This window comes from Sulfitobacter sp. SK012 (assembly GCF_003352085.1).
GTDB lineage: Bacteria > Pseudomonadota > Alphaproteobacteria > Rhodobacterales > Rhodobacteraceae > Sulfitobacter.
Map to the genome: position 1 here is coordinate 670,625 of NZ_CP025804.1, position 16,613 is coordinate 687,237.

The window sequence follows — 16,613 nt, forward strand, 5'->3', positions numbered from 1 at the left end:
CCGCCGGAAAACGGCACGGGCGGCGTTGTGCCAACAGAAAAGAGCCTTAACATGGTATCAGCCGTCGAAAACATGGCCGCAAACTCCAGCTGGTCTGCCTTTGGCAAGGCCACGGACCTGCGCCACCGCATCCTGTTTACGCTGGGATTACTGATTATTTACCGGTTGGGGACGTTCATCCCTGTTCCGGGCATCGACGGCGCGGCACTGCGTCAGTTCATGGAAAGCGCTGGCCAAGGTATTGGCGGCATGGTTTCGATGTTTACTGGCGGCGCGCTAGGACGCATGGGTATCTTTGCGCTTGGTATCATGCCTTATATTTCGGCTTCGATCATCGTTCAGCTTTTGACGTCGATGGTTCCCTCGCTTGAGCAACTCAAGAAAGAGGGCGAGCAGGGCCGCAAGAAAATCAACCAATACACCCGTTTTGGCACCGTGGCGCTTGCGACATTGCAGGCTTACGGCTTGGCCGTTTCGCTTGAAGCGGGCGACATTGCCGCTGATCCAGGTCTCTATTTCCGCATTGTGTGTATGATCACACTTGTTGGCGGCACGATGTTCCTGATGTGGCTTGGTGAGCAAATCACGGCACGTGGCATCGGTAATGGCATCTCGCTGATCATCTTTGTGGGCATTATCGCCGAAGTTCCTGCTGCACTGGCGCAGTTCTTTGCTTCTGGCCGGTCTGGCGCGATCAGCCCTGCGATTATTGTGGCCGTGTTGGTCATGGTGATTGCGACAATCATGTTCGTGGTCTTTATGGAACGCGCTCTGCGCAAGATCCATATCCAGTACCCGCGCCGTCAGGTCGGGATGAAGGTCTATGACGGGGGCTCCAGCCACCTGCCGGTCAAAGTTAACCCTGCTGGCGTGATCCCTGCGATCTTTGCCTCGTCCTTGCTGCTTTTGCCGGTGACGATCAGCACGTTCTCGGGCAATTCGACCAACCCGATTATGTCTTGGCTGCTGGCAAACTTTGGCCCCGGTCAGCCGCTGTACCTGTTGTTCTTTGTGGCGATGATCGTGTTCTTTGCGTATTTCTACACATTCAACGTCAGCTTCAAGCCTGATGATGTGGCTGATAACCTTAAAAACCAGAACGGTTTTGTTCCGGGTATTCGCCCAGGTAAGCGCACTGCAGAGTATCTAGAATATGTGGTGAACCGCCTGCTTGTCCTTGGCTCTGCCTATCTCGCTGCGGTTTGTTTGCTCCCTGAGATCTTGCGGGGTCAGTTCGCGATCCCGTTCTATTTCGGCGGTACATCTGTGCTGATTGTGGTTTCCGTTACAATGGATACAATCCAGCAAGTGCAAAGCCATCTGCTTGCGCATCAATACGAAGGTCTGCTTGAAAAGTCGCAGTTGCGCGGCAAATCCAGCAAGTCGGGCAAGCCCCGCAAAAAACGGAGCCCAGTACGCCGATGAACATAATTCTGCTTGGACCACCCGGTGCCGGTAAAGGCACACAAGCGCGGCATCTGGTTGATGGGCGCGGCATGATCCAGCTTTCGACTGGCGATATGCTGCGAGAGGCCAAGGACAGCGGGACCGAGATGGGCAATATGGTTGCCGGCGTCATGGCCCGTGGAGAATTGGTGACGGATGAGATCGTGATCGGGCTGATCAAAGAGAAGCTGCAAGGCGACACTGGCGGTGGATTTATCTTTGACGGCTTTCCGCGCACGTTGGAGCAGGCAGATGCGCTGACGCGTTTGATGGATGCAGAAGGCCAAGCACTGGATCATGTGATCGAGATGAGGGTTGATGACACTGCTTTGGTAGAACGCATTACAGCTCGGTCGACCTGTGGTGACTGCGGCGAAGTTTATAACGACAAGACTGCACCGATCCCAGCGGATGGCAAATGCAGCCATTGTGGTCACACTGAATTCAAACGCCGTGCTGATGATAATGAGGAAAGCCTCAAGACTCGTCTGATGGCTTATTACAAACAGACATCACCGCTGATCGGGTATTACTACGCCAAAGATAAGTTAGGCGTAGTTGACGGTCTGGGTGACATTGCAGTTGTGCAAACGAGCATCGCAAAGGTTCTTGACGCCTAGCTGGCCTGCTTGCTGAGCGCGTCTCGTCCAAAGCGGAGCAGGGGTGCGATTGCTTCAGCCATTGCCACGATATGCTCAACGATATCGCCGTTCAGCCAGACCTCCTTTGGCTGCGGCGTGGAAACAACGTACCTTTTAAGTCGAAGCGCATCTGCCAGCTCGTGATCTGCGTGCTGAGTATAGCCGCGCGGCATCGTCTTGAGGCTCCCCTCGCTGGAACGTACCAGCCCCTTGACCGCAAGAGCATCGGTGATCTCTGTAAACCGGGCCGGGTTGGCAAGGATTTGATCGCGCACCAAGTTCAGCTGCGGCGTTGACAGTTGGTAATATCCCGCAGCCAGAAAGCCGCCCTCCGGCCCCAGCTGTGCATAAACCAACCCGGCCAGCCCACCTTTGACCCCGGAGGGCGTTAACATGCCCGAGACGTTGGTTTTATACAGCGTCTTATCTTTGGAAAATCGAACATCACGGTTTTGGCGGAACATCGTCTTGTCGCTGCCGATCATAGGAAGGCTGCTGCCTTCGAGGAGAGCAGTTGTTATTCCAAGCATCGCAGCAAAGGGTGCGCGGACATGGGTTACAAGGCGGTCTTTGTTAGCGTCGTACCACTCTTTGGTGTTGTTTGCCTGTAACTCGGCCAGAACTGAAAAGCTCTGATTGGAAAACCCTGACATTATCCGACGTCCCCTTGAATTTGCATCCTATCTAGATCATCTAAACAAGCGTAGGCAAAGCCCATCTTCGATTGAGGTTATGTCTGACTTGACGCCCCCTGAGAAAAGCCCTACCCAGCGCTATCTCTGACGAGAATCGTATTGCAACGGGCACCGATCACGCCCTGCGCAAGAACACCTGATCAGCCGGGCCCGATGCGCCATAAACGCTTCGGGCTTATGTTGTGAAAAAAGGGTCTGGTATGACGGACCCGCGACAAAAAGGAATATGACACGTGGCACGTATTGCCGGCGTAAACATCCCGACTGCAAAGCGGGTTCCAATCGCCCTCACATATATCACCGGTATCGGTACAACCTCCGCGCAAGCGATCTGCGAAGCAGTGGGCATTGACCCAGCGCGTCGCGTAAATGAGTTGTCCGATGCTGAAGTCCTGAAAGTACGCGAGCACATCGACGAGAACTACTCTGTCGAAGGTGACCTGCGTCGGGACACACAGATGAACATCAAGCGTCTGATGGACCTTGGCTGCTACCGTGGCCTGCGCCATCGTCGCAACCTTCCGGTTCGCGGTCAGCGTACTCACACAAATGCTCGCACTCGCAAAGGCCCCGCAAAGGCCATTGCTGGTAAGAAGAAATAAGGGAGGATCTGACCGATGGCACGCGAAAAGACACGCGCTAAGAAGAAGGTTTCCAAGAACATCGCCGCAGGTGTGGCGCATGTGAATTCTTCCTTCAACAACACAAAAATCCTGATCTCTGACGTTCAGGGCAACGCAATTGCATGGTCTTCCGCTGGCACCATGGGCTTTAAAGGGTCTCGTAAATCGACACCTTATGCAGCTCAGATGGCCGCAGAGGACGTGGGCCGCAAAGCACAAGACCACGGCGTGAAAACGCTTGAAGTTGAAGTGCAAGGTGCTGGTTCTGGCCGCGAAAGCGCGCTGCGTGCGCTGGCGGCTGCAGGCTTTAACATCACGTCCATCCGCGACGTGACGCCTATGGCACACAACGGCTGCCGCCCTCCAAAGCGCCGCCGCGTCTAAGCTTTTACGATACTGGGGCTGGTGAGTTTTCACTGGCCCCATTCCGCTTTTTTGAAACCTCGAGAGTTCGCGCCTTTTGGACATGAGGCATGAACAAGGATGGAGGGACATATGATCCATAAAAATTGGGCCGAATTGATCAAGCCACAGCAGCTTGAAGTCAAACCGGGTAACGATCCTGCGCGTCAGGCGACTGTGATTGCCGAACCGCTTGAGCGTGGTTTTGGTTTGACCATGGGTAACGCGCTGCGTCGCGTGCTGATGAGCTCGTTGCAGGGTGCTGCGATCACGTCTGTTCAGATCGACAACGTGCTGCATGAATTCTCAAGCGTTGCTGGTGTGCGTGAAGACGTCACTGACATCATCTTGAACCTCAAGGGTGTTAGCATCCGGATGGAAGTCGAAGGACCAAAGCGTCTGTCGATCTCTGCAAAGGGTCCAGGCGTTGTGACAGCAGGCGATATCTCTGAATCAGCCGGCATCGAAATTCTGAACCGCGACCATGTGATCTGTCACCTCGATGATGGTGCCGACATCTACATGGAGCTGATGGTCAACACTGGCAAAGGTTACGTGTCTGCGGACAAGAACAAGCCAGAGGATGCACCCATTGGTTTGATCCCGATCGACGCAATCTATTCGCCGGTCAAGAAGGTTAGCTATGATGTACAGCCCACCCGCGAAGGTCAGGTGCTGGATTATGATAAGCTGACGATGAAGGTTGAAACTGATGGTTCTATCACGCCGGACGACGCTGTAGCTTTCGCTGCACGCATCCTGCAGGACCAGCTGGGCATCTTTGTTAACTTCGATGAGCCTGAATCAGCTTCGCGTCAGGACGATGACGATGGTCTTGAGTTCAACCCGCTTCTGCTCAAGAAAGTGGACGAGTTGGAGCTGTCTGTTCGTTCGGCAAACTGCCTGAAGAACGACAACATCGTGTACATCGGGGACCTCATTCAAAAGACCGAGGCCGAGATGCTGCGCACGCCAAACTTTGGCCGCAAGTCCTTGAACGAAATCAAGGAAGTGTTGTCTGGTATGGGTCTGCACCTTGGTATGGACGTCGAGGATTGGCCACCTGACAACATCGAAGACCTTGCCAAGAAGTTCGAGGATTCGTTCTAAGATTACGCATTCCCCCGGTATACGGGGGGTGTCGAGGGGGTGGCCGCAAGTCACCCCCTTAAAGACCCGGGCATTCCGCCCCAACAAGGCCGCTGACACGCATCACGGCTCGTACAAAGCATAACCGCCCGTAGAGGGCATCATTTTGGAGATAAGAAATGCGTCACGCACGTGGATACCGCCGCCTGAACCGCACACATGAGCACCGCAAGGCGCTCTGGGCTAACATGGCAGGCTCGCTCATTGAACATGAGCAAATCAAAACAACATTGCCTAAGGCAAAAGAACTTAAGCCAATCATCGAAAAGATGATCACGCTGGCCAAACGTGGCGATTTGCATGCCCGTCGTCAGGCGGCATCAAAGCTTAAGCAAGACCAGTTTGTTACAAAGCTTTTTGATATCTTGGGCCCACGTTACAAAGACCGCCAAGGTGGTTATGTGCGCGTCCTTAAGGCCGGTTTCCGCTATGGTGACATGGCGCCAATGGCAATCATCGAATTTGTTGACCGTGACCGTGATGCAAAAGGCGCAGGCGACAAAGCCCGTGTTGCAGCCGAAGAAGTTGCTGAGCAAGAATAAGCGTTACCTGCATAGGTTAATGCCCTTGAGCCCCGCCTTTGGCGGGGTTCTTTGTTTTTGAGGGTATGGGTGCGAACATTCGGCCTAAGGAGAGTTGCGCAGAACCATCCCCCCGCGCATATCATATGTCATGAGAGTTTTTGCCCTGATCCATAGAACTGTCGACTTATCCCTGCGGGGGTATCTGTAGGATGGTTGATTTGTTCGGCAGCGGCCCCGCGCGTGTAGAGAGTACCCATCGACCTCTCGCGGATCGGTTGCGGCCGCGTGCCCTGGCCGAGGTGATTGGTCAGGACCAGGTACTTGGACCAGATGCCCCACTTACCGTGATGCTGGCCTCTGGTGTTCTGAGTTCCTTGGTTTTCTGGGGTCCACCGGGTGTTGGAAAAACCACCATCGCGCGGCTTTTGGCAGATGAGACGGATCTGCATTTTGTCCAGATATCTGCTATCTTTAGCGGTGTGCCAGAGTTGCGCAAAGTCTTTGAGGCGGCAAAAATTCGGCGACAAAACGGGCAGGGAACGCTGCTATTTGTCGACGAAATACATCGCTTTAACAAAGCGCAGCAAGACGGGTTTCTGCCGCATATGGAGGATGGGACCATCCTGCTTGTGGGCGCAACCACTGAAAACCCCAGCTTTGAGTTGAATGCAGCTGTGCTAAGCCGGGCGCAGGTGCTCGTGCTTGAGCGATTGGCCTTGGATGATCTAGAAAAACTGGCACTGCGCGCTGAGCAGGAGCTGGATCAAATCCTGCCGCTGGACGATCACGCGCGTAATGCTTTGATGAATATGGCGGACGGCGACGGGCGTGCGCTGTTGAACCTGATTGAGCAGGTCGCGGCGTGGAAGGTCGACGGCACGTTGGGCACGGATGCTTTGTCCAAGCGTCTGATGAAACGCGCGGCACAATACGACAAATCTGGTGACGCGCATTACAACCTGATCTCAGCCTTGCATAAATCGGTACGCGGCAGTGATCCGGACGCCGCGCTTTATTGGTTTGCGCGTATGCTCGAGGGCGGCGAAGACCCCCGCTATCTGGCGCGCCGGATCACGCGGATGGCAGTCGAGGATATCGGTTTGGCCGATCCTCAGGCGCAGGCCGTGTGCTTGCAATGTTGGGAAACCTACGAGCGCCTTGGTAGTCCCGAAGGGGAGTTGGCATTGGCGCAAGCGGTGACGTATCTGGCGCTCGCCCCGAAATCCAACGCTGCTTATGTGGCCTACAAAGGCGCGCGGGCTGCGGCCAAAAAGACTGGCTCAGAGCCACCTCCCAAACATATCCTGAATGCTGCGACGTCTATGATGAAGGATCAAGGATATGGCGCTGGCTATGCCTATGACCATGATGCAGAGGATGGATTTTCGGGGCAAAACTACTTTCCTGACAGTATGGCGCGCCCAGATCTTTACCAACCGGTCGAACGCGGCTTTGAGCGCGAGCTAAAAAAGCGACTGGATTACTTTGCAGGGCTGCGCGCAAAGCGGAAAACTTGACATCCCGGCCTCGAAGGACGACAGCACGGGCATGATTTCAACGCTTTCTCTTGTCGCCCTTGGAGGCGCTGTCGGTGCAGGGCTGCGGTTCCTGTCTGGTGTTGCGGTCTTGCGCCTGTTGGGTCCATCAGATTTTCCGGTGGCGATTATTTTTGTCAACGTCGTCGGGTCGTTTCTAATGGGCGTCTTTGTCGTCTTTGCCGCCGAGCGGGGCCTGACGCATCTCAGTCCATTGGTGATGACGGGGCTTTTGGGCGGTTTTACAACATTCTCCGCCTTTTCGCTTGAGACGGTGCTGTTGATTGAGCGTGGCAATATCACGGCCGCGGCGTTTTACGTCTTGGTATCGGTGGTGGTGTCGATAGGGGCCCTTATGTTGGGGGTTTGGATGACCAGAGGGGTCCTTTCATGAGCCGAGTACAAACATTAGTGATTGAAGAGGGCGACGGTGATCAGCGGTTGGACCGTTGGTTCAAACGCGTTTTCCCGCTGATATCTCAAGGGCGCATCGAAAAGATGTGCCGCAAGGGCGACATCCGCGTCGATGGCGGGCGGGTCAAAGCATCAACGCGGCTTGAGGTCGGACAGCAAATACGCGTGCCGCCGTTGCCTGACACCGAAGCTCCGCCACCACCAAAGCGGACTCGCGTCACGGATGCAGACGCGAAATTCATTCGGTCTTGTGTGATTTACCGCGACGATCATGTCATTGTGCTCAACAAGCCTCCGGGCCTGCCGGTGCAGGGCGGTTCCGGCCAATCTGACCGTCATGTGGACGCGTTGGCCGATGCGCTGATGTTTGATCTGGACGAAAAGCCACGGCTGGTGCACCGGCTCGATAAGGACACGTCGGGCGTGCTGATCATGGCGCGGTCTCGGTCGGTCGCAGCTGCGCTGACGGCTTCGTTTCGGCACCGCGAGACGCGCAAGATTTACTGGGCAGCAATTGCGGGTGTGCCCCATCCGCGCAATGGCCAAATCAAGTTTGGATTGGTCAAAGCGGGCGGGCACGGTGTGCGCGGCGAAGGTGAAAAGATGGTAGCCGTGCATCCGCGCGACATCGACACCACCGAGGGTGCCAAGCGGGCCACTACCGACTACACGGTTCTGGCGCAGGCCGGCAGCCGCACCTGTTGGGCAGCACTTATTCCTGTGACCGGTCGGACTCACCAGCTGCGTGCGCATATGGCTGAAATCGGGCATCCGATTGTGGGCGACGGCAAATACGGCGGGTCTAGCCAAGAAAACATGGGCGATGGCTGGGGTGCGCAATTGGGTGGCGACATCTCAAAGAAGCTGCATCTGCATGCGCGGTCTCTGACGATTGAGCATCCTGTGACAAAAGCGCGGCTGAATCTTGTGGCCCCAATGCCCGATCATATGCTGCGTACTTGGGACACATTCCAGTGGTTCCCGGCGGATGTGCCTACGGATCCTTTCGAGGAAGACTGGTCATGACGGGCCGCTTGCGGCTGGTGATCTTTGACGTAGACGGCACTTTGGTCGACAGCCAAGGCGACATCTCGGCTGCGATGACGGCGGCGTTTCAGGCCGAAGGATTGGTGCCGCCGATCCTGAACTCGGTGCTTGGGATCGTCGGTCTGTCGCTTGATGTGGCGATGCCGATTTTGGCCCCAGAAGAAGATACCGTGATGCATGGCCGCTTGGTTCAGGGGTACAAAGACGCTTACATGACCTTGCGTGCGCAGACAGGCACGGCGGCGTCATCCCCTCTTTATCCTGGCGCACGAGAGGCGTTGGAAGAGCTGCACATGATGCCCGATGTTCTGCTCGGTGTGGCGACAGGCAAAAGCAAGCGTGGCCTCGATAAGCTGATCGAGGGGCATGGATTAGAAAAGTTCTTTGTCACGCGTCAGGTTGCCGATTTTCACCCCTCCAAACCGCATCCGTCGATGATCTTTGAGGCGCTGCGCGATGCGGGCGTCGAAAAGTCAGATGCTGTTATGGTTGGTGATACAAGCTTTGACATGGATATGGCGGCAGCGGCAGGTGTGACCGGGATCGGCGTTTCTTGGGGCTATCATGGTCCAGAACGTTTGGGTGCTGCGCAGTACAATATCGAAGGGTTCGACGCGCTTGGCCCGCTTGTGCAGCGCATCTGGGAGACTGTGTCATGAGCGATTGGAAGGCCAAACGTTTCTGGGCAGAGGCAACAGTTGAAGAGGCCGAAGGCGGATTTACTGTCACCTTAGATGGTCGTCCGGTCAAAACACCGGCAAAGCGCGCGCTGATCTTGCCGACACGCAAGATGGCGCAAGCCGCTGCGGCTGAATGGGACGCGCAAGAAGGCACAATCAATCCGGCCCTGATGCCAGTCACGAAGACCGCAAATGCCGCGATTGATAAGGTCGCGATACAGCACGCCGAAGTGGCAGATATGTTGGCGGCGTATGCTGATAGTGATCTCTTGTGCTACCGCGCAGACCAACCAGAATCGCTGGTCGCGCGGCAAAACGAGATTTGGGACCCGATGCTGGATTGGGTACGCCAAGAACATGGAATAATTTTTCACACCCGAATCGGTGTGGTTCACGTGCCGCAATCTGAGCAGACACGCGCACGGGCCACTGAGCTTACCCACCAAATGGGAGCGTTCGACCTGGCAGCATTTCATGACTTAGTTAGTCTGTCAGGATCTTGGGTTCTAGGGCTTGCCGCGTCACAAAATGCACGTTTTGCGGGTGATATTTGGGATATTTCTCGTTTGGACGAGCGCTGGCAAGCTGAGCAGTGGGGGGCTGACGAAGACGCCGAATCCATGGCGGCCCTTAAACAGAGGGCATTTGAGCATGCAAAGCGCATGTTTGACCTATCTGATACCTAGATTCCCGCTATTGAAAGTTTACGCTTGGTCAAGCTGAGTTTTTACTGCGATTTGTTGGGGCTGCCCTTGACGCTTAGGCGTCATTTCGAGCAGACTGTGCGCCACTATGCGAGAACTATAATGCATAGTGGGAGTTACGGCGTGAAAACCCGTCGGATCTAACCGTCAAACAACATGGCGGAAAATCAGGAAGAGGTAAAAATGAAAAAATCTGTACTTATTGGTACGCTGACCGTTGCCGGTCTGGCGGCCGGCATTGCAGCAGCTGGTACGCTTGACGATGTCAAAGCGCGTGGCAAGCTGAACTGCGGTGTTACTACTGGTCTGGTGGGCTTTGCTGCACCGGATGCGAACGGCGAATGGTCCGGCTTTGACGTGGCTGTATGCCGCGCGGTTGCCGCTGCTGTTCTGAACGACCCAACAGCTGTTGAATTCATCCCGACAACAGGCAAGACACGCTTTACCGCACTTGCTTCGGGCGAGATCGACATGCTGGCGCGTAACACCACGTGGACGTTCTCCCGTGATGTTGACCTAAAGTTCGACTTCATCGGTATCAACTACTATGACGGCCAAGGCTTCATGGTGCCCAAAGCATTGGGTGTTTCGTCCGCCAAAGAATTGGACGGCGCAACTGTTTGTATCCAAACGGGTACAACAACAGAGCTGAACCTCGCGGATTTCTTCCGTGCCAACAACATCAGCTATGAGCCCGTGCCTATCGAAACAAACGCCGAAGGTCAGCAGCAGTATCTTGCTGGTGCTTGCGACACGTACACCACAGATGCTTCTGGTCTGGCGGCGACACGTGCAACGTTCGAAAGCCCAGGCGACCACGTCCTGCTGCCTGAGATCATTTCCAAAGAGCCACTTGGCCCACTCGTTCGCCACGGCGACAACGAATGGGGCGATGTTGTCCGTTGGACAGTGAATGCATTGGTTGCAGCTGAAGAACTGGGTGTCACATCTGCCAACATCGAAGAGATGTCCGGCAACACCAATAACCCTGAAGTTGCCCGCCTGTTGGGTACCGAAGGTACATTGGGTGAGATGATGGGTCTTGACGCTGGTTGGGCCAAAGCGGCCATTTCTGCCGGTGGTAACTACGGTGAAATCTTCTCCAAGAACATCGGCGAAGACACACCAATCGGTCTGGCACGTGGCTTGAACGCTCTGTGGACAGATGGCGGCCTGCTTTACACGCCTCCTTTCCGCTAAGAACGACAAAAACGAAGGGCGCAGATAATTCTGCGCCCTTCGCGCTTTAGGCTTTAAGATATATAAAAATTCCGACCTTCCCGCACGCAGCGACGTGCCATCGAGATGGAAGGCGGGCAACACAGGGACGTCCCAGATGACGATATTGACCGACCCTCCAAGGGAGTCGTTTCGGCTCTCCATGCTTTTGTACGATACGCGCTATCGATCCGTTACGATGCAAGTTATCGCCCTAGCCGTTCTGGTTTTCGCGTTCTGGTATCTGGGTTCAAACGTTGGCACCAACTTGCGCGAGCAAGGGCTGGACATCAGTTTTGATTTCTTGGGCAATCCGGCAGGTTATGACATTAACCAAACGCTGATCCCCTATACCAGTCAGTCCACGAACCTTCAGGCCGCTTGGGTCGGGATCATCAACACGCTGTTGGTTGCGTTTCTGGCCTGTATCACAGCTACCGTGCTTGGTGTGTTGGCTGGTGTTCTGCGCCTCTCCAAGAACTGGTTGGTACGCAAGTTGATGTCCGTCTACGTCGAAATCTTTCGCAACATTCCGTTGCTGATCTGGATTTTGATCATCTTTACAATCATGACGGTTTCCATGCCCGCGCCCAATGCGTTTCGCGGTGAAACCCCGTCATCTACGATGTTTATGGATGCGTTCGCATTTACCAACCGTGGCGTTTATATCCCTGCGCCTATCTGGGGACCGGGATCAATGGTCGTGGTTGCGACCTTTATCGCGTCGATCATCGGTGTGTTTGCTTATCGCCGCTATGCGACAAAGTTACTTTTCGATACGGGCCGGTTGCTTCCAATGCTATGGCCGTCGTTTGCAATCTTTTTTGTCCCAACGATCCTGATGTTCTTTGTCATGGGATCGCCAATTGGTCTCGATTACCCCGAGCTTAAGGGCTTTAACTTTAAGGGTGGCATTCAGATTGGTGCACCTCTGATTGCGCTTTGGTTCGCGTTGTCGGTTTATACCGGTGCCTTTATCGCCGAAAACGTTCGTGCTGGTATCCAAGCCGTGTCACGTGGCCAGAGCGAAGCAGCCGCTGCGCTGGGTCTGCGGTCTGGCCGAGTGATGAGCCTTGTGGTGCTTCCGCAAGCCTTGCGGGTAATCATTCCACCGCTAATTTCGCAGTATTTGAACATCACCAAGAACTCGTCGCTGGCGATTTTGGTTGGATATGCCGACATCACAGGGACCCTTGGCGGGATTACCCTCAATCAAACGGGCCGCGCGATCGAATGTGTGGTGCTGTTGATGGCGTTCTATCTGACCATTTCGTTGACGATCTCGATGGTGATGAACGTCTACAACAATGCCACCAAGCTGAAGGAGCGCTAAGCCATGTCAGATAAACATGCACAATCCGTCGCCTTCGTCCGGGAAACAGCGTTGCCGCCGTTGGATCCACCTATGGCAGCAAGCGGCCCGGTCCTTTGGATGCGTACTAACCTTTTCGCCACATGGGCTAATGCCTTGCTGACGATCGCGGCTGTCTATGTGATCTTTTTGATCGTTTCCGCCACATTCCCCTGGATGATTAATGGCGTTTGGAACACGGATAGCCTCAAGGAATGCCGCGACGTACTTGAAGGGGCGACAGGCGGTTGCTTTTCAGTCCTGACAGAACGTTGGAACCAGCTGCTGTTTGGGTTTACCTATCCAAGCGAAAGTTACTGGCGTCCTTCGCTGGCAACCTTGCTGTTGTTTGTCGCAGCGGCACCGGTGTTGTTCTTTGACCTGCCGCGCAAACTTTTGCTCTTTACGGCTGTTTACCCCTTCCTTGCCTATTGGCTGATTTGGGGTGGGACAATCCTTGTTCCCATCTTAGCGATGATTGGTTTTGTGGCCGGGTATTATGTCTACAGCCATTTCCTCAAGAAGAGCTTTGCAGCAGGTTTCTTTGGCGGCATCGCTGCGGCCATTGTTGTTTGGTACATCGGGGGACTTTTCATTCCCGAGGGTGCGTCAGATAACGCGATGCTTAGCGCTGTGCCTAGCCGTGATCTGGGTGGCTTCATGCTCAATATGATGCTGGGTGTGACCTGTGTGTCTCTGTCGGTGCCGATCGGAATTGCATTGGCACTGGGGCGGCAATCGAGCCTTCCTGTCGTCAAGTGGATCTGCGTGGTATTCATCGAATTTATTCGTGGCGTTCCGCTGATCACCTTGTTGTTTGTGGCGAACGTTATGTTGGGATATTTGTTTCCACCGGAATCGAGCGTCGACTTGTTCTTGCGTGTTGTGATCATGATCACCATGTTCTCCTCGGCCTATATCGCCGAAGTGATCCGTGGTGGTTTGGCCGCCTTGCCCAAAGGGCAATATGAGGCGGGCGATTCACTGGGGTTGGATTATGCGCAATCCATGCGGTTGATTGTTCTGCCGCAGGCGCTGAAAATCTCGATCCCCGGTATCGTTAATATCGCGGTTGGATTGTTCAAGGATACAACGTTGGTTTCGGTGATCTCGCTCTTTGACATCATTGGTATGATCCGCGGGCCGATCCTTGCCTCGACTGATTGGGGCGGCATTTACTGGGAACTGTTTATGTTCGCGGGCGTCCTATTCTTTGTCGTGTGTTACGGCATTTCACAATATTCGCAGTGGCTTGAACGCCGTCTCGCAACAGATCATCGTTAAGAAAGGGCTGAAACAATGGCCGAAGCAAAACAAATGCAAGTATCCGATGAAGTCGCGATTAGCATTAACAACATGAACAAATGGTACGGCACTTTCCACGTGCTGCGTGATATCGACCTTACGGTGTATCGCGGCGAGCGGATCGTGATTTGCGGGCCGTCTGGCTCTGGTAAATCTACGTTGATCCGCTGTGTGAACGCGCTGGAGGAACATCAGAAAGGATCGATCGAAGTTGACGGCACGTTGCTGTCTTCTGACCTCAAGAACATCGACAAAATCCGCTCTGAAGTTGGTATGTGTTTTCAGCACTTCAATCTGTTCCCGCACTTGACGATCCTTGAGAACTGCACGTTGGCTCCGATCTGGGTGCGTAAAACGCCTAAGAAAGAAGCCGAAGAAACGGCGATGCATTTCCTTGAGAAGGTTAAGATTCCGGATCAGGCGCTCAAGTATCCGGGCCAGTTGTCAGGTGGTCAGCAGCAGCGTGTGGCGATTGCGCGTAGCTTGTGCATGCGTCCGCGCATCATGTTGTTTGATGAACCGACGTCGGCGCTTGACCCTGAGATGATCAAGGAAGTTCTCGACACGATGATCGAGCTTGCCGAAGAAGGCATGACCATGCTTTGCGTGACCCACGAGATGGGCTTTGCCCGTCAGGTCGCAAACCGCGTGATCTTTATGGACGAAGGGCAGATCGTTGAGCAAAACGAGCCCGAAGAGTTCTTCAACAACCCTCAGTCGCCACGGACACAGCTGTTCCTCAGCCAGATCCTAGGCCACTAAGTACGACCAGAAAACTCACGCGGCACGACGAAATCTACCGTCGTGCCGCTGTGCATTTTAAGCTCATTCCATTCCTTGATATCGAAATCCGCAATGAGCGTTGCCCCGGTCGGGTAACGGGAAAATTGTTCGTGGTCAGGTTGCTCCGTCAGCAAAGCGGCCGCAAAGTCGGCGATGCCGGGATTGTGCCCCACCATCAAGATGCGGTCAGCGGTGGCTTCGCGCAGGACCTGCGCCATCGTTGCGGCCTCAGCGAGGTAAAGCAGGCGTGTGACCTCCACAGGTATGTCGGCCGGCAATGTGAGCCGCGCGAGGGTCTCTTGGGTCCTTGAGGCCGCTGAACACAAGACAGCACCCGGCATATGGCCTTGCGTGCGCAACCAATCCCCCAGAGCCTTTGCAGAAGTTTGGCCGCGAGGGTTTAACGACCGTTCGATATCGGGCAACCCAGCAGACCAATCGGATTTGGCGTGACGCATCAAGATTAGGCGTTTCATTTCAGACTCCTGTAAATGCGCGCATGTGAAATGCTGATTGCGCGGGGTTGCGGTTGAAGCTCTGACTGACGGGGCAGGCGGTGCGGGTTTTGCATCCGTGGTTCATGCAGTCGGCCCCAGCTGTGCTGCGCAGATAGGCCTTGCAGGTCGCGACATCGTAGAAGTGTTGATTAGAGAGCGCATCAACAGGGCAGGCGGTGACACAAGGCTTGGTAGCGCAACTGTCACAGGGGTTTGCTGCCGGTTTGTCCGGATCAATGGCTTGGTCGAGGATAAGCGCCGCCCTGATTGAGATCATCAGCCCGGCTTTGACATGCACCATCATCCCTGTCGGGCTTTGAAAAAACTGCCCGGAGGCGAGCGCCCATGAGATGAAGGGTGCATAGGGAGGTCCATCCGATGGATAGACGGCTTCGGCCTTCAGCGTGGTTGCAAGGGCACCGATAATGCGCTTGGACCAACGATCAAGCGGGTTGCGCGCAGTGTCAGTGTATTCTGGCGAAAGGGTAAAGACCGGCCACATTGAATGATCCGCACCAATCAGGACAATCGTTTGTTCCGGCGATGTAGGGTGGGCCAGTGTGCCCATAACAAACAAACAGCTGGGTCCGATAGAACGGGAAATGTCATCCAGCGTCGGGTTAGGCCCCCGTGCAGGGATATCTTTAGGTGTCATCAGGTGAGACTATCGCACAAATGTTCTGGCGCAATGATACAGGCTTAGCTCAGGCGGATGATACTGCCGGCACCGTGCTCGGTAAACAGCTCCAAAAGACAAGCATTTGGCGCGCGGCCATCAAGGATAACAGCAGCACGGACGCCAGCCTTTATCGCCTGCAACGCAGTTTCAGTCTTGGGGATCATACCGCCTGCAATGGTGCCCTCGGCTGTCATCTCGCGGATTTGGTCAGGTGTAAGCTCAGTTAGGACCTCTCCGGCGGCGTTCTTGACCCCGGCGACATCCGTCAGCAGCAGTAAACGGTCGGCTGCAAGTGATGCAGCTATGGCACCTGCGGCGGTATCACCGTTGATGTTGAAGGTTTCGCCGCCCTTGCCCATGCCAAGAGGGGCAATGACAGGGATTATTTCCTTGTCGGCTAGATCTTTCAGTAAACGTGGGTTGATCTGGCTGGGCTTGCCCACAAGACCCAAAGCAGGGTCTTCTGGCTCACAGATGATCAGGCCGCTGTCTTTGCCAGACACGCCAACCGCGCGGCCGCCTTGTTGCGAGATGGCTTGCACGATCTTGGCGTTAACGAGGCCGGATAGGACCATTTCGACCACATCCATGGTGGCCGCATCCGTCACACGTTTGCCATCGATGAATTCAGATTTGATATTGAGACGCTTGAGCATGTCGTTGATCATCGGCCCGCCGCCATGCACGATCACGGGATTAACGCCGACCTGGCGCATAAGCACGACGTCACGGGCGAATTCTTCCATCGCCTCATCGCTGCCCATTGCGTGCCCGCCTAGTTTGATCACGACGGTCGCATTGTTGTAGCGCTGCATATAGGGCAGGGCCTGTGATAGTGTGGCGGCGGTGGCGGCCCAATCGCGGTTCATGCTCTGCGTTCTCATCTTCTTTGTGATCCCCTGTTATGCGGCGATCATAAG

At 54.9% G+C, this 16,613-nt stretch carries 19 protein-coding genes; 15 read left to right on the forward strand and 4 right to left on the reverse strand.

The window, feature by feature from the left end; translation table 11 throughout:
• Positions 1 to 51: 51 nt before the first annotated feature.
• A complete protein-coding gene (gene secY / locus C1J03_RS03370) occupies positions 52 to 1,425 on the forward strand; it encodes a preprotein translocase subunit SecY (protein WP_114883690.1) in 1,374 nt (457 codons plus the stop codon).
• Positions 1,422 to 2,066 (forward strand): adenylate kinase, encoded by a 645-nt coding sequence (locus tag C1J03_RS03375; RefSeq protein WP_114883692.1) that lies wholly within the window; start codon positions 1,422 to 1,424, stop codon positions 2,064 to 2,066. Before secY ends, C1J03_RS03375 begins: the two co-directional genes overlap by 4 nt.
• On the opposite strand, the gene C1J03_RS03380 is transcribed toward C1J03_RS03375, so the two are convergent.
• Positions 2,063 to 2,740: a DUF2461 domain-containing protein gene (locus C1J03_RS03380; RefSeq protein WP_114883695.1), complete on the reverse strand. Its 678-nt coding sequence runs from the start codon at positions 2,738 to 2,740 to the stop codon at positions 2,063 to 2,065. The two genes, C1J03_RS03375 and C1J03_RS03380, sit on opposite strands and share 4 nt — an antisense overlap.
• A gap of 275 nt (positions 2,741 to 3,015) precedes the next feature.
• Here C1J03_RS03380 and rpsM point away from each other — a divergent pair, with 275 nt between their 5' ends.
• The 13 genes from rpsM to C1J03_RS03445 all read left to right on the forward strand — a co-directional run bounded on the left by rpsM (position 3,016) and on the right by C1J03_RS03445 (position 14,496).
• Entirely contained in the window at positions 3,016 to 3,384 is a 369-nt protein-coding gene (gene rpsM, locus C1J03_RS03385; RefSeq protein ID WP_114883697.1) for a 30S ribosomal protein S13, read from the forward strand.
• A 15-nt stretch (positions 3,385 to 3,399) separates the two neighbouring features.
• A complete protein-coding gene (gene rpsK, locus C1J03_RS03390) occupies positions 3,400 to 3,789 on the forward strand; it encodes a 30S ribosomal protein S11 (RefSeq protein ID WP_114883698.1) in 390 nt (129 codons plus the stop codon).
• Positions 3,790 to 3,900: 111 nt separating this feature from the next.
• Positions 3,901 to 4,917, forward strand: a complete 1,017-nt coding sequence (locus tag C1J03_RS03395) for a DNA-directed RNA polymerase subunit alpha (RefSeq protein WP_114883700.1) — start codon at positions 3,901 to 3,903, stop codon at positions 4,915 to 4,917.
• Positions 4,918 to 5,075: 158 nt separating this feature from the next.
• Positions 5,076 to 5,498, forward strand: coding sequence for a 50S ribosomal protein L17 (gene rplQ, locus C1J03_RS03400; RefSeq protein WP_114883702.1), 423 nt, complete (start codon positions 5,076 to 5,078; stop codon positions 5,496 to 5,498).
• A gap of 191 nt (positions 5,499 to 5,689) precedes the next feature.
• Complete coding sequence (locus tag C1J03_RS03405; protein ID WP_114883704.1) at positions 5,690 to 6,997, forward strand: replication-associated recombination protein A; 1,308 nt, start codon at positions 5,690 to 5,692, stop codon at positions 6,995 to 6,997.
• A gap of 31 nt (positions 6,998 to 7,028) precedes the next feature.
• Positions 7,029 to 7,409, forward strand: a complete 381-nt coding sequence (gene crcB / locus C1J03_RS03410) for a fluoride efflux transporter CrcB (RefSeq protein ID WP_114883707.1) — start codon at positions 7,029 to 7,031, stop codon at positions 7,407 to 7,409.
• Entirely contained in the window at positions 7,406 to 8,455 is a 1,050-nt protein-coding gene (locus C1J03_RS03415; protein WP_114883709.1) for an RluA family pseudouridine synthase, read from the forward strand. Before crcB ends, C1J03_RS03415 begins: the two co-directional genes overlap by 4 nt.
• On the forward strand, positions 8,452 to 9,135 hold the full coding sequence (locus C1J03_RS03420; RefSeq protein WP_114883711.1) for an HAD-IA family hydrolase: 684 nt from the start codon (positions 8,452 to 8,454) through the stop codon (positions 9,133 to 9,135). The genes C1J03_RS03415 and C1J03_RS03420 overlap by 4 nt, the downstream gene beginning before the upstream one ends.
• Positions 9,132 to 9,842 carry an ATP12 family chaperone protein gene (locus C1J03_RS03425; RefSeq protein WP_114883712.1) on the forward strand — a complete coding sequence of 237 codons (711 nt, stop codon included), beginning with the start codon at positions 9,132 to 9,134 and terminating at the stop codon, positions 9,840 to 9,842. The genes C1J03_RS03420 and C1J03_RS03425 overlap by 4 nt, the downstream gene beginning before the upstream one ends.
• A 201-nt stretch (positions 9,843 to 10,043) precedes the next feature.
• Positions 10,044 to 11,060 (forward strand): amino acid ABC transporter substrate-binding protein, encoded by a 1,017-nt coding sequence (locus tag C1J03_RS03430; RefSeq protein ID WP_114888820.1) that lies wholly within the window; start codon positions 10,044 to 10,046, stop codon positions 11,058 to 11,060.
• 136 nt (positions 11,061 to 11,196) lie between these two features.
• Complete coding sequence (locus C1J03_RS03435; RefSeq protein WP_114883714.1) at positions 11,197 to 12,411, forward strand: amino acid ABC transporter permease; 1,215 nt, start codon at positions 11,197 to 11,199, stop codon at positions 12,409 to 12,411.
• 3 nt (positions 12,412 to 12,414) lie between these two features.
• A complete protein-coding gene (locus tag C1J03_RS03440; protein WP_114883716.1) occupies positions 12,415 to 13,713 on the forward strand; it encodes an amino acid ABC transporter permease in 1,299 nt (432 codons plus the stop codon).
• A gap of 15 nt (positions 13,714 to 13,728) precedes the next feature.
• A complete protein-coding gene (locus tag C1J03_RS03445) occupies positions 13,729 to 14,496 on the forward strand; it encodes an amino acid ABC transporter ATP-binding protein (RefSeq protein ID WP_114883719.1) in 768 nt (255 codons plus the stop codon).
• Here the strand turns inward: C1J03_RS03445 and C1J03_RS03450 are convergent.
• Genes C1J03_RS03450 through argB form a run of 3 tightly spaced genes read right to left on the reverse strand, consistent with a single transcriptional unit; the run spans position 14,493 to position 16,577 of the window.
• Complete coding sequence (locus tag C1J03_RS03450; RefSeq protein WP_114883721.1) at positions 14,493 to 14,993, reverse strand: SixA phosphatase family protein; 501 nt, start codon at positions 14,991 to 14,993, stop codon at positions 14,493 to 14,495. The genes C1J03_RS03445 and C1J03_RS03450 overlap by 4 nt on opposite strands.
• A 1-nt stretch (position 14,994) precedes the next feature.
• On the reverse strand, positions 14,995 to 15,669 hold the full coding sequence (locus C1J03_RS03455; RefSeq protein WP_114883723.1) for a ferredoxin: 675 nt from the start codon (positions 15,667 to 15,669) through the stop codon (positions 14,995 to 14,997).
• Between the two features lie 44 nt (positions 15,670 to 15,713).
• Entirely contained in the window at positions 15,714 to 16,577 is an 864-nt protein-coding gene (gene argB, locus C1J03_RS03460; protein WP_174234434.1) for an acetylglutamate kinase, read from the reverse strand.
• Between the last annotated feature and the right edge of the window lie 36 nt (positions 16,578 to 16,613).

Excerpts from the sequence above, each read along its gene's own strand:
- C1J03_RS03375 (WP_114883692.1), top strand. The coding sequence starts at position 1,422 with ATGAACATAATTCTGCTTGGACCACCCGGTGCCGGTAAAGGCACACAA.
- C1J03_RS03425 (WP_114883712.1), top strand. The coding sequence starts at position 9,132 with ATGAGCGATTGGAAGGCCAAACGTTTCTGGGCAGAGGCAACAGTTGAA.
- C1J03_RS03405 (WP_114883704.1), top strand. The coding sequence starts at position 5,690 with ATGGTTGATTTGTTCGGCAGCGGCCCCGCGCGTGTAGAGAGTACCCAT.
- C1J03_RS03380 (WP_114883695.1), bottom strand. The coding sequence starts at position 2,740 with ATGTCAGGGTTTTCCAATCAGAGCTTTTCAGTTCTGGCCGAGTTACAG.
- C1J03_RS03440 (WP_114883716.1), top strand. The coding sequence starts at position 12,415 with ATGTCAGATAAACATGCACAATCCGTCGCCTTCGTCCGGGAAACAGCG.
- C1J03_RS03395 (WP_114883700.1), top strand. The coding sequence starts at position 3,901 with ATGATCCATAAAAATTGGGCCGAATTGATCAAGCCACAGCAGCTTGAA.
- rpsK (WP_114883698.1), top strand. The coding sequence starts at position 3,400 with ATGGCACGCGAAAAGACACGCGCTAAGAAGAAGGTTTCCAAGAACATC.
- rplQ (WP_114883702.1), top strand. The coding sequence starts at position 5,076 with ATGCGTCACGCACGTGGATACCGCCGCCTGAACCGCACACATGAGCAC.
- secY (WP_114883690.1), top strand. The coding sequence starts at position 52 with ATGGTATCAGCCGTCGAAAACATGGCCGCAAACTCCAGCTGGTCTGCC.
- C1J03_RS03420 (WP_114883711.1), top strand. The coding sequence starts at position 8,452 with ATGACGGGCCGCTTGCGGCTGGTGATCTTTGACGTAGACGGCACTTTG.
- C1J03_RS03430 (WP_114888820.1), top strand. The coding sequence starts at position 10,044 with ATGAAAAAATCTGTACTTATTGGTACGCTGACCGTTGCCGGTCTGGCG.
- C1J03_RS03455 (WP_114883723.1), bottom strand. The coding sequence starts at position 15,669 with ATGACACCTAAAGATATCCCTGCACGGGGGCCTAACCCGACGCTGGAT.
- C1J03_RS03415 (WP_114883709.1), top strand. The coding sequence starts at position 7,406 with ATGAGCCGAGTACAAACATTAGTGATTGAAGAGGGCGACGGTGATCAG.
- crcB (WP_114883707.1), top strand. The coding sequence starts at position 7,029 with ATGATTTCAACGCTTTCTCTTGTCGCCCTTGGAGGCGCTGTCGGTGCA.
- C1J03_RS03450 (WP_114883721.1), bottom strand. The coding sequence starts at position 14,993 with ATGAAACGCCTAATCTTGATGCGTCACGCCAAATCCGATTGGTCTGCT.
- C1J03_RS03445 (WP_114883719.1), top strand. The coding sequence starts at position 13,729 with ATGGCCGAAGCAAAACAAATGCAAGTATCCGATGAAGTCGCGATTAGC.
- C1J03_RS03435 (WP_114883714.1), top strand. The coding sequence starts at position 11,197 with ATGACGATATTGACCGACCCTCCAAGGGAGTCGTTTCGGCTCTCCATG.
- argB (WP_174234434.1), bottom strand. The coding sequence starts at position 16,577 with ATGAGAACGCAGAGCATGAACCGCGATTGGGCCGCCACCGCCGCCACA.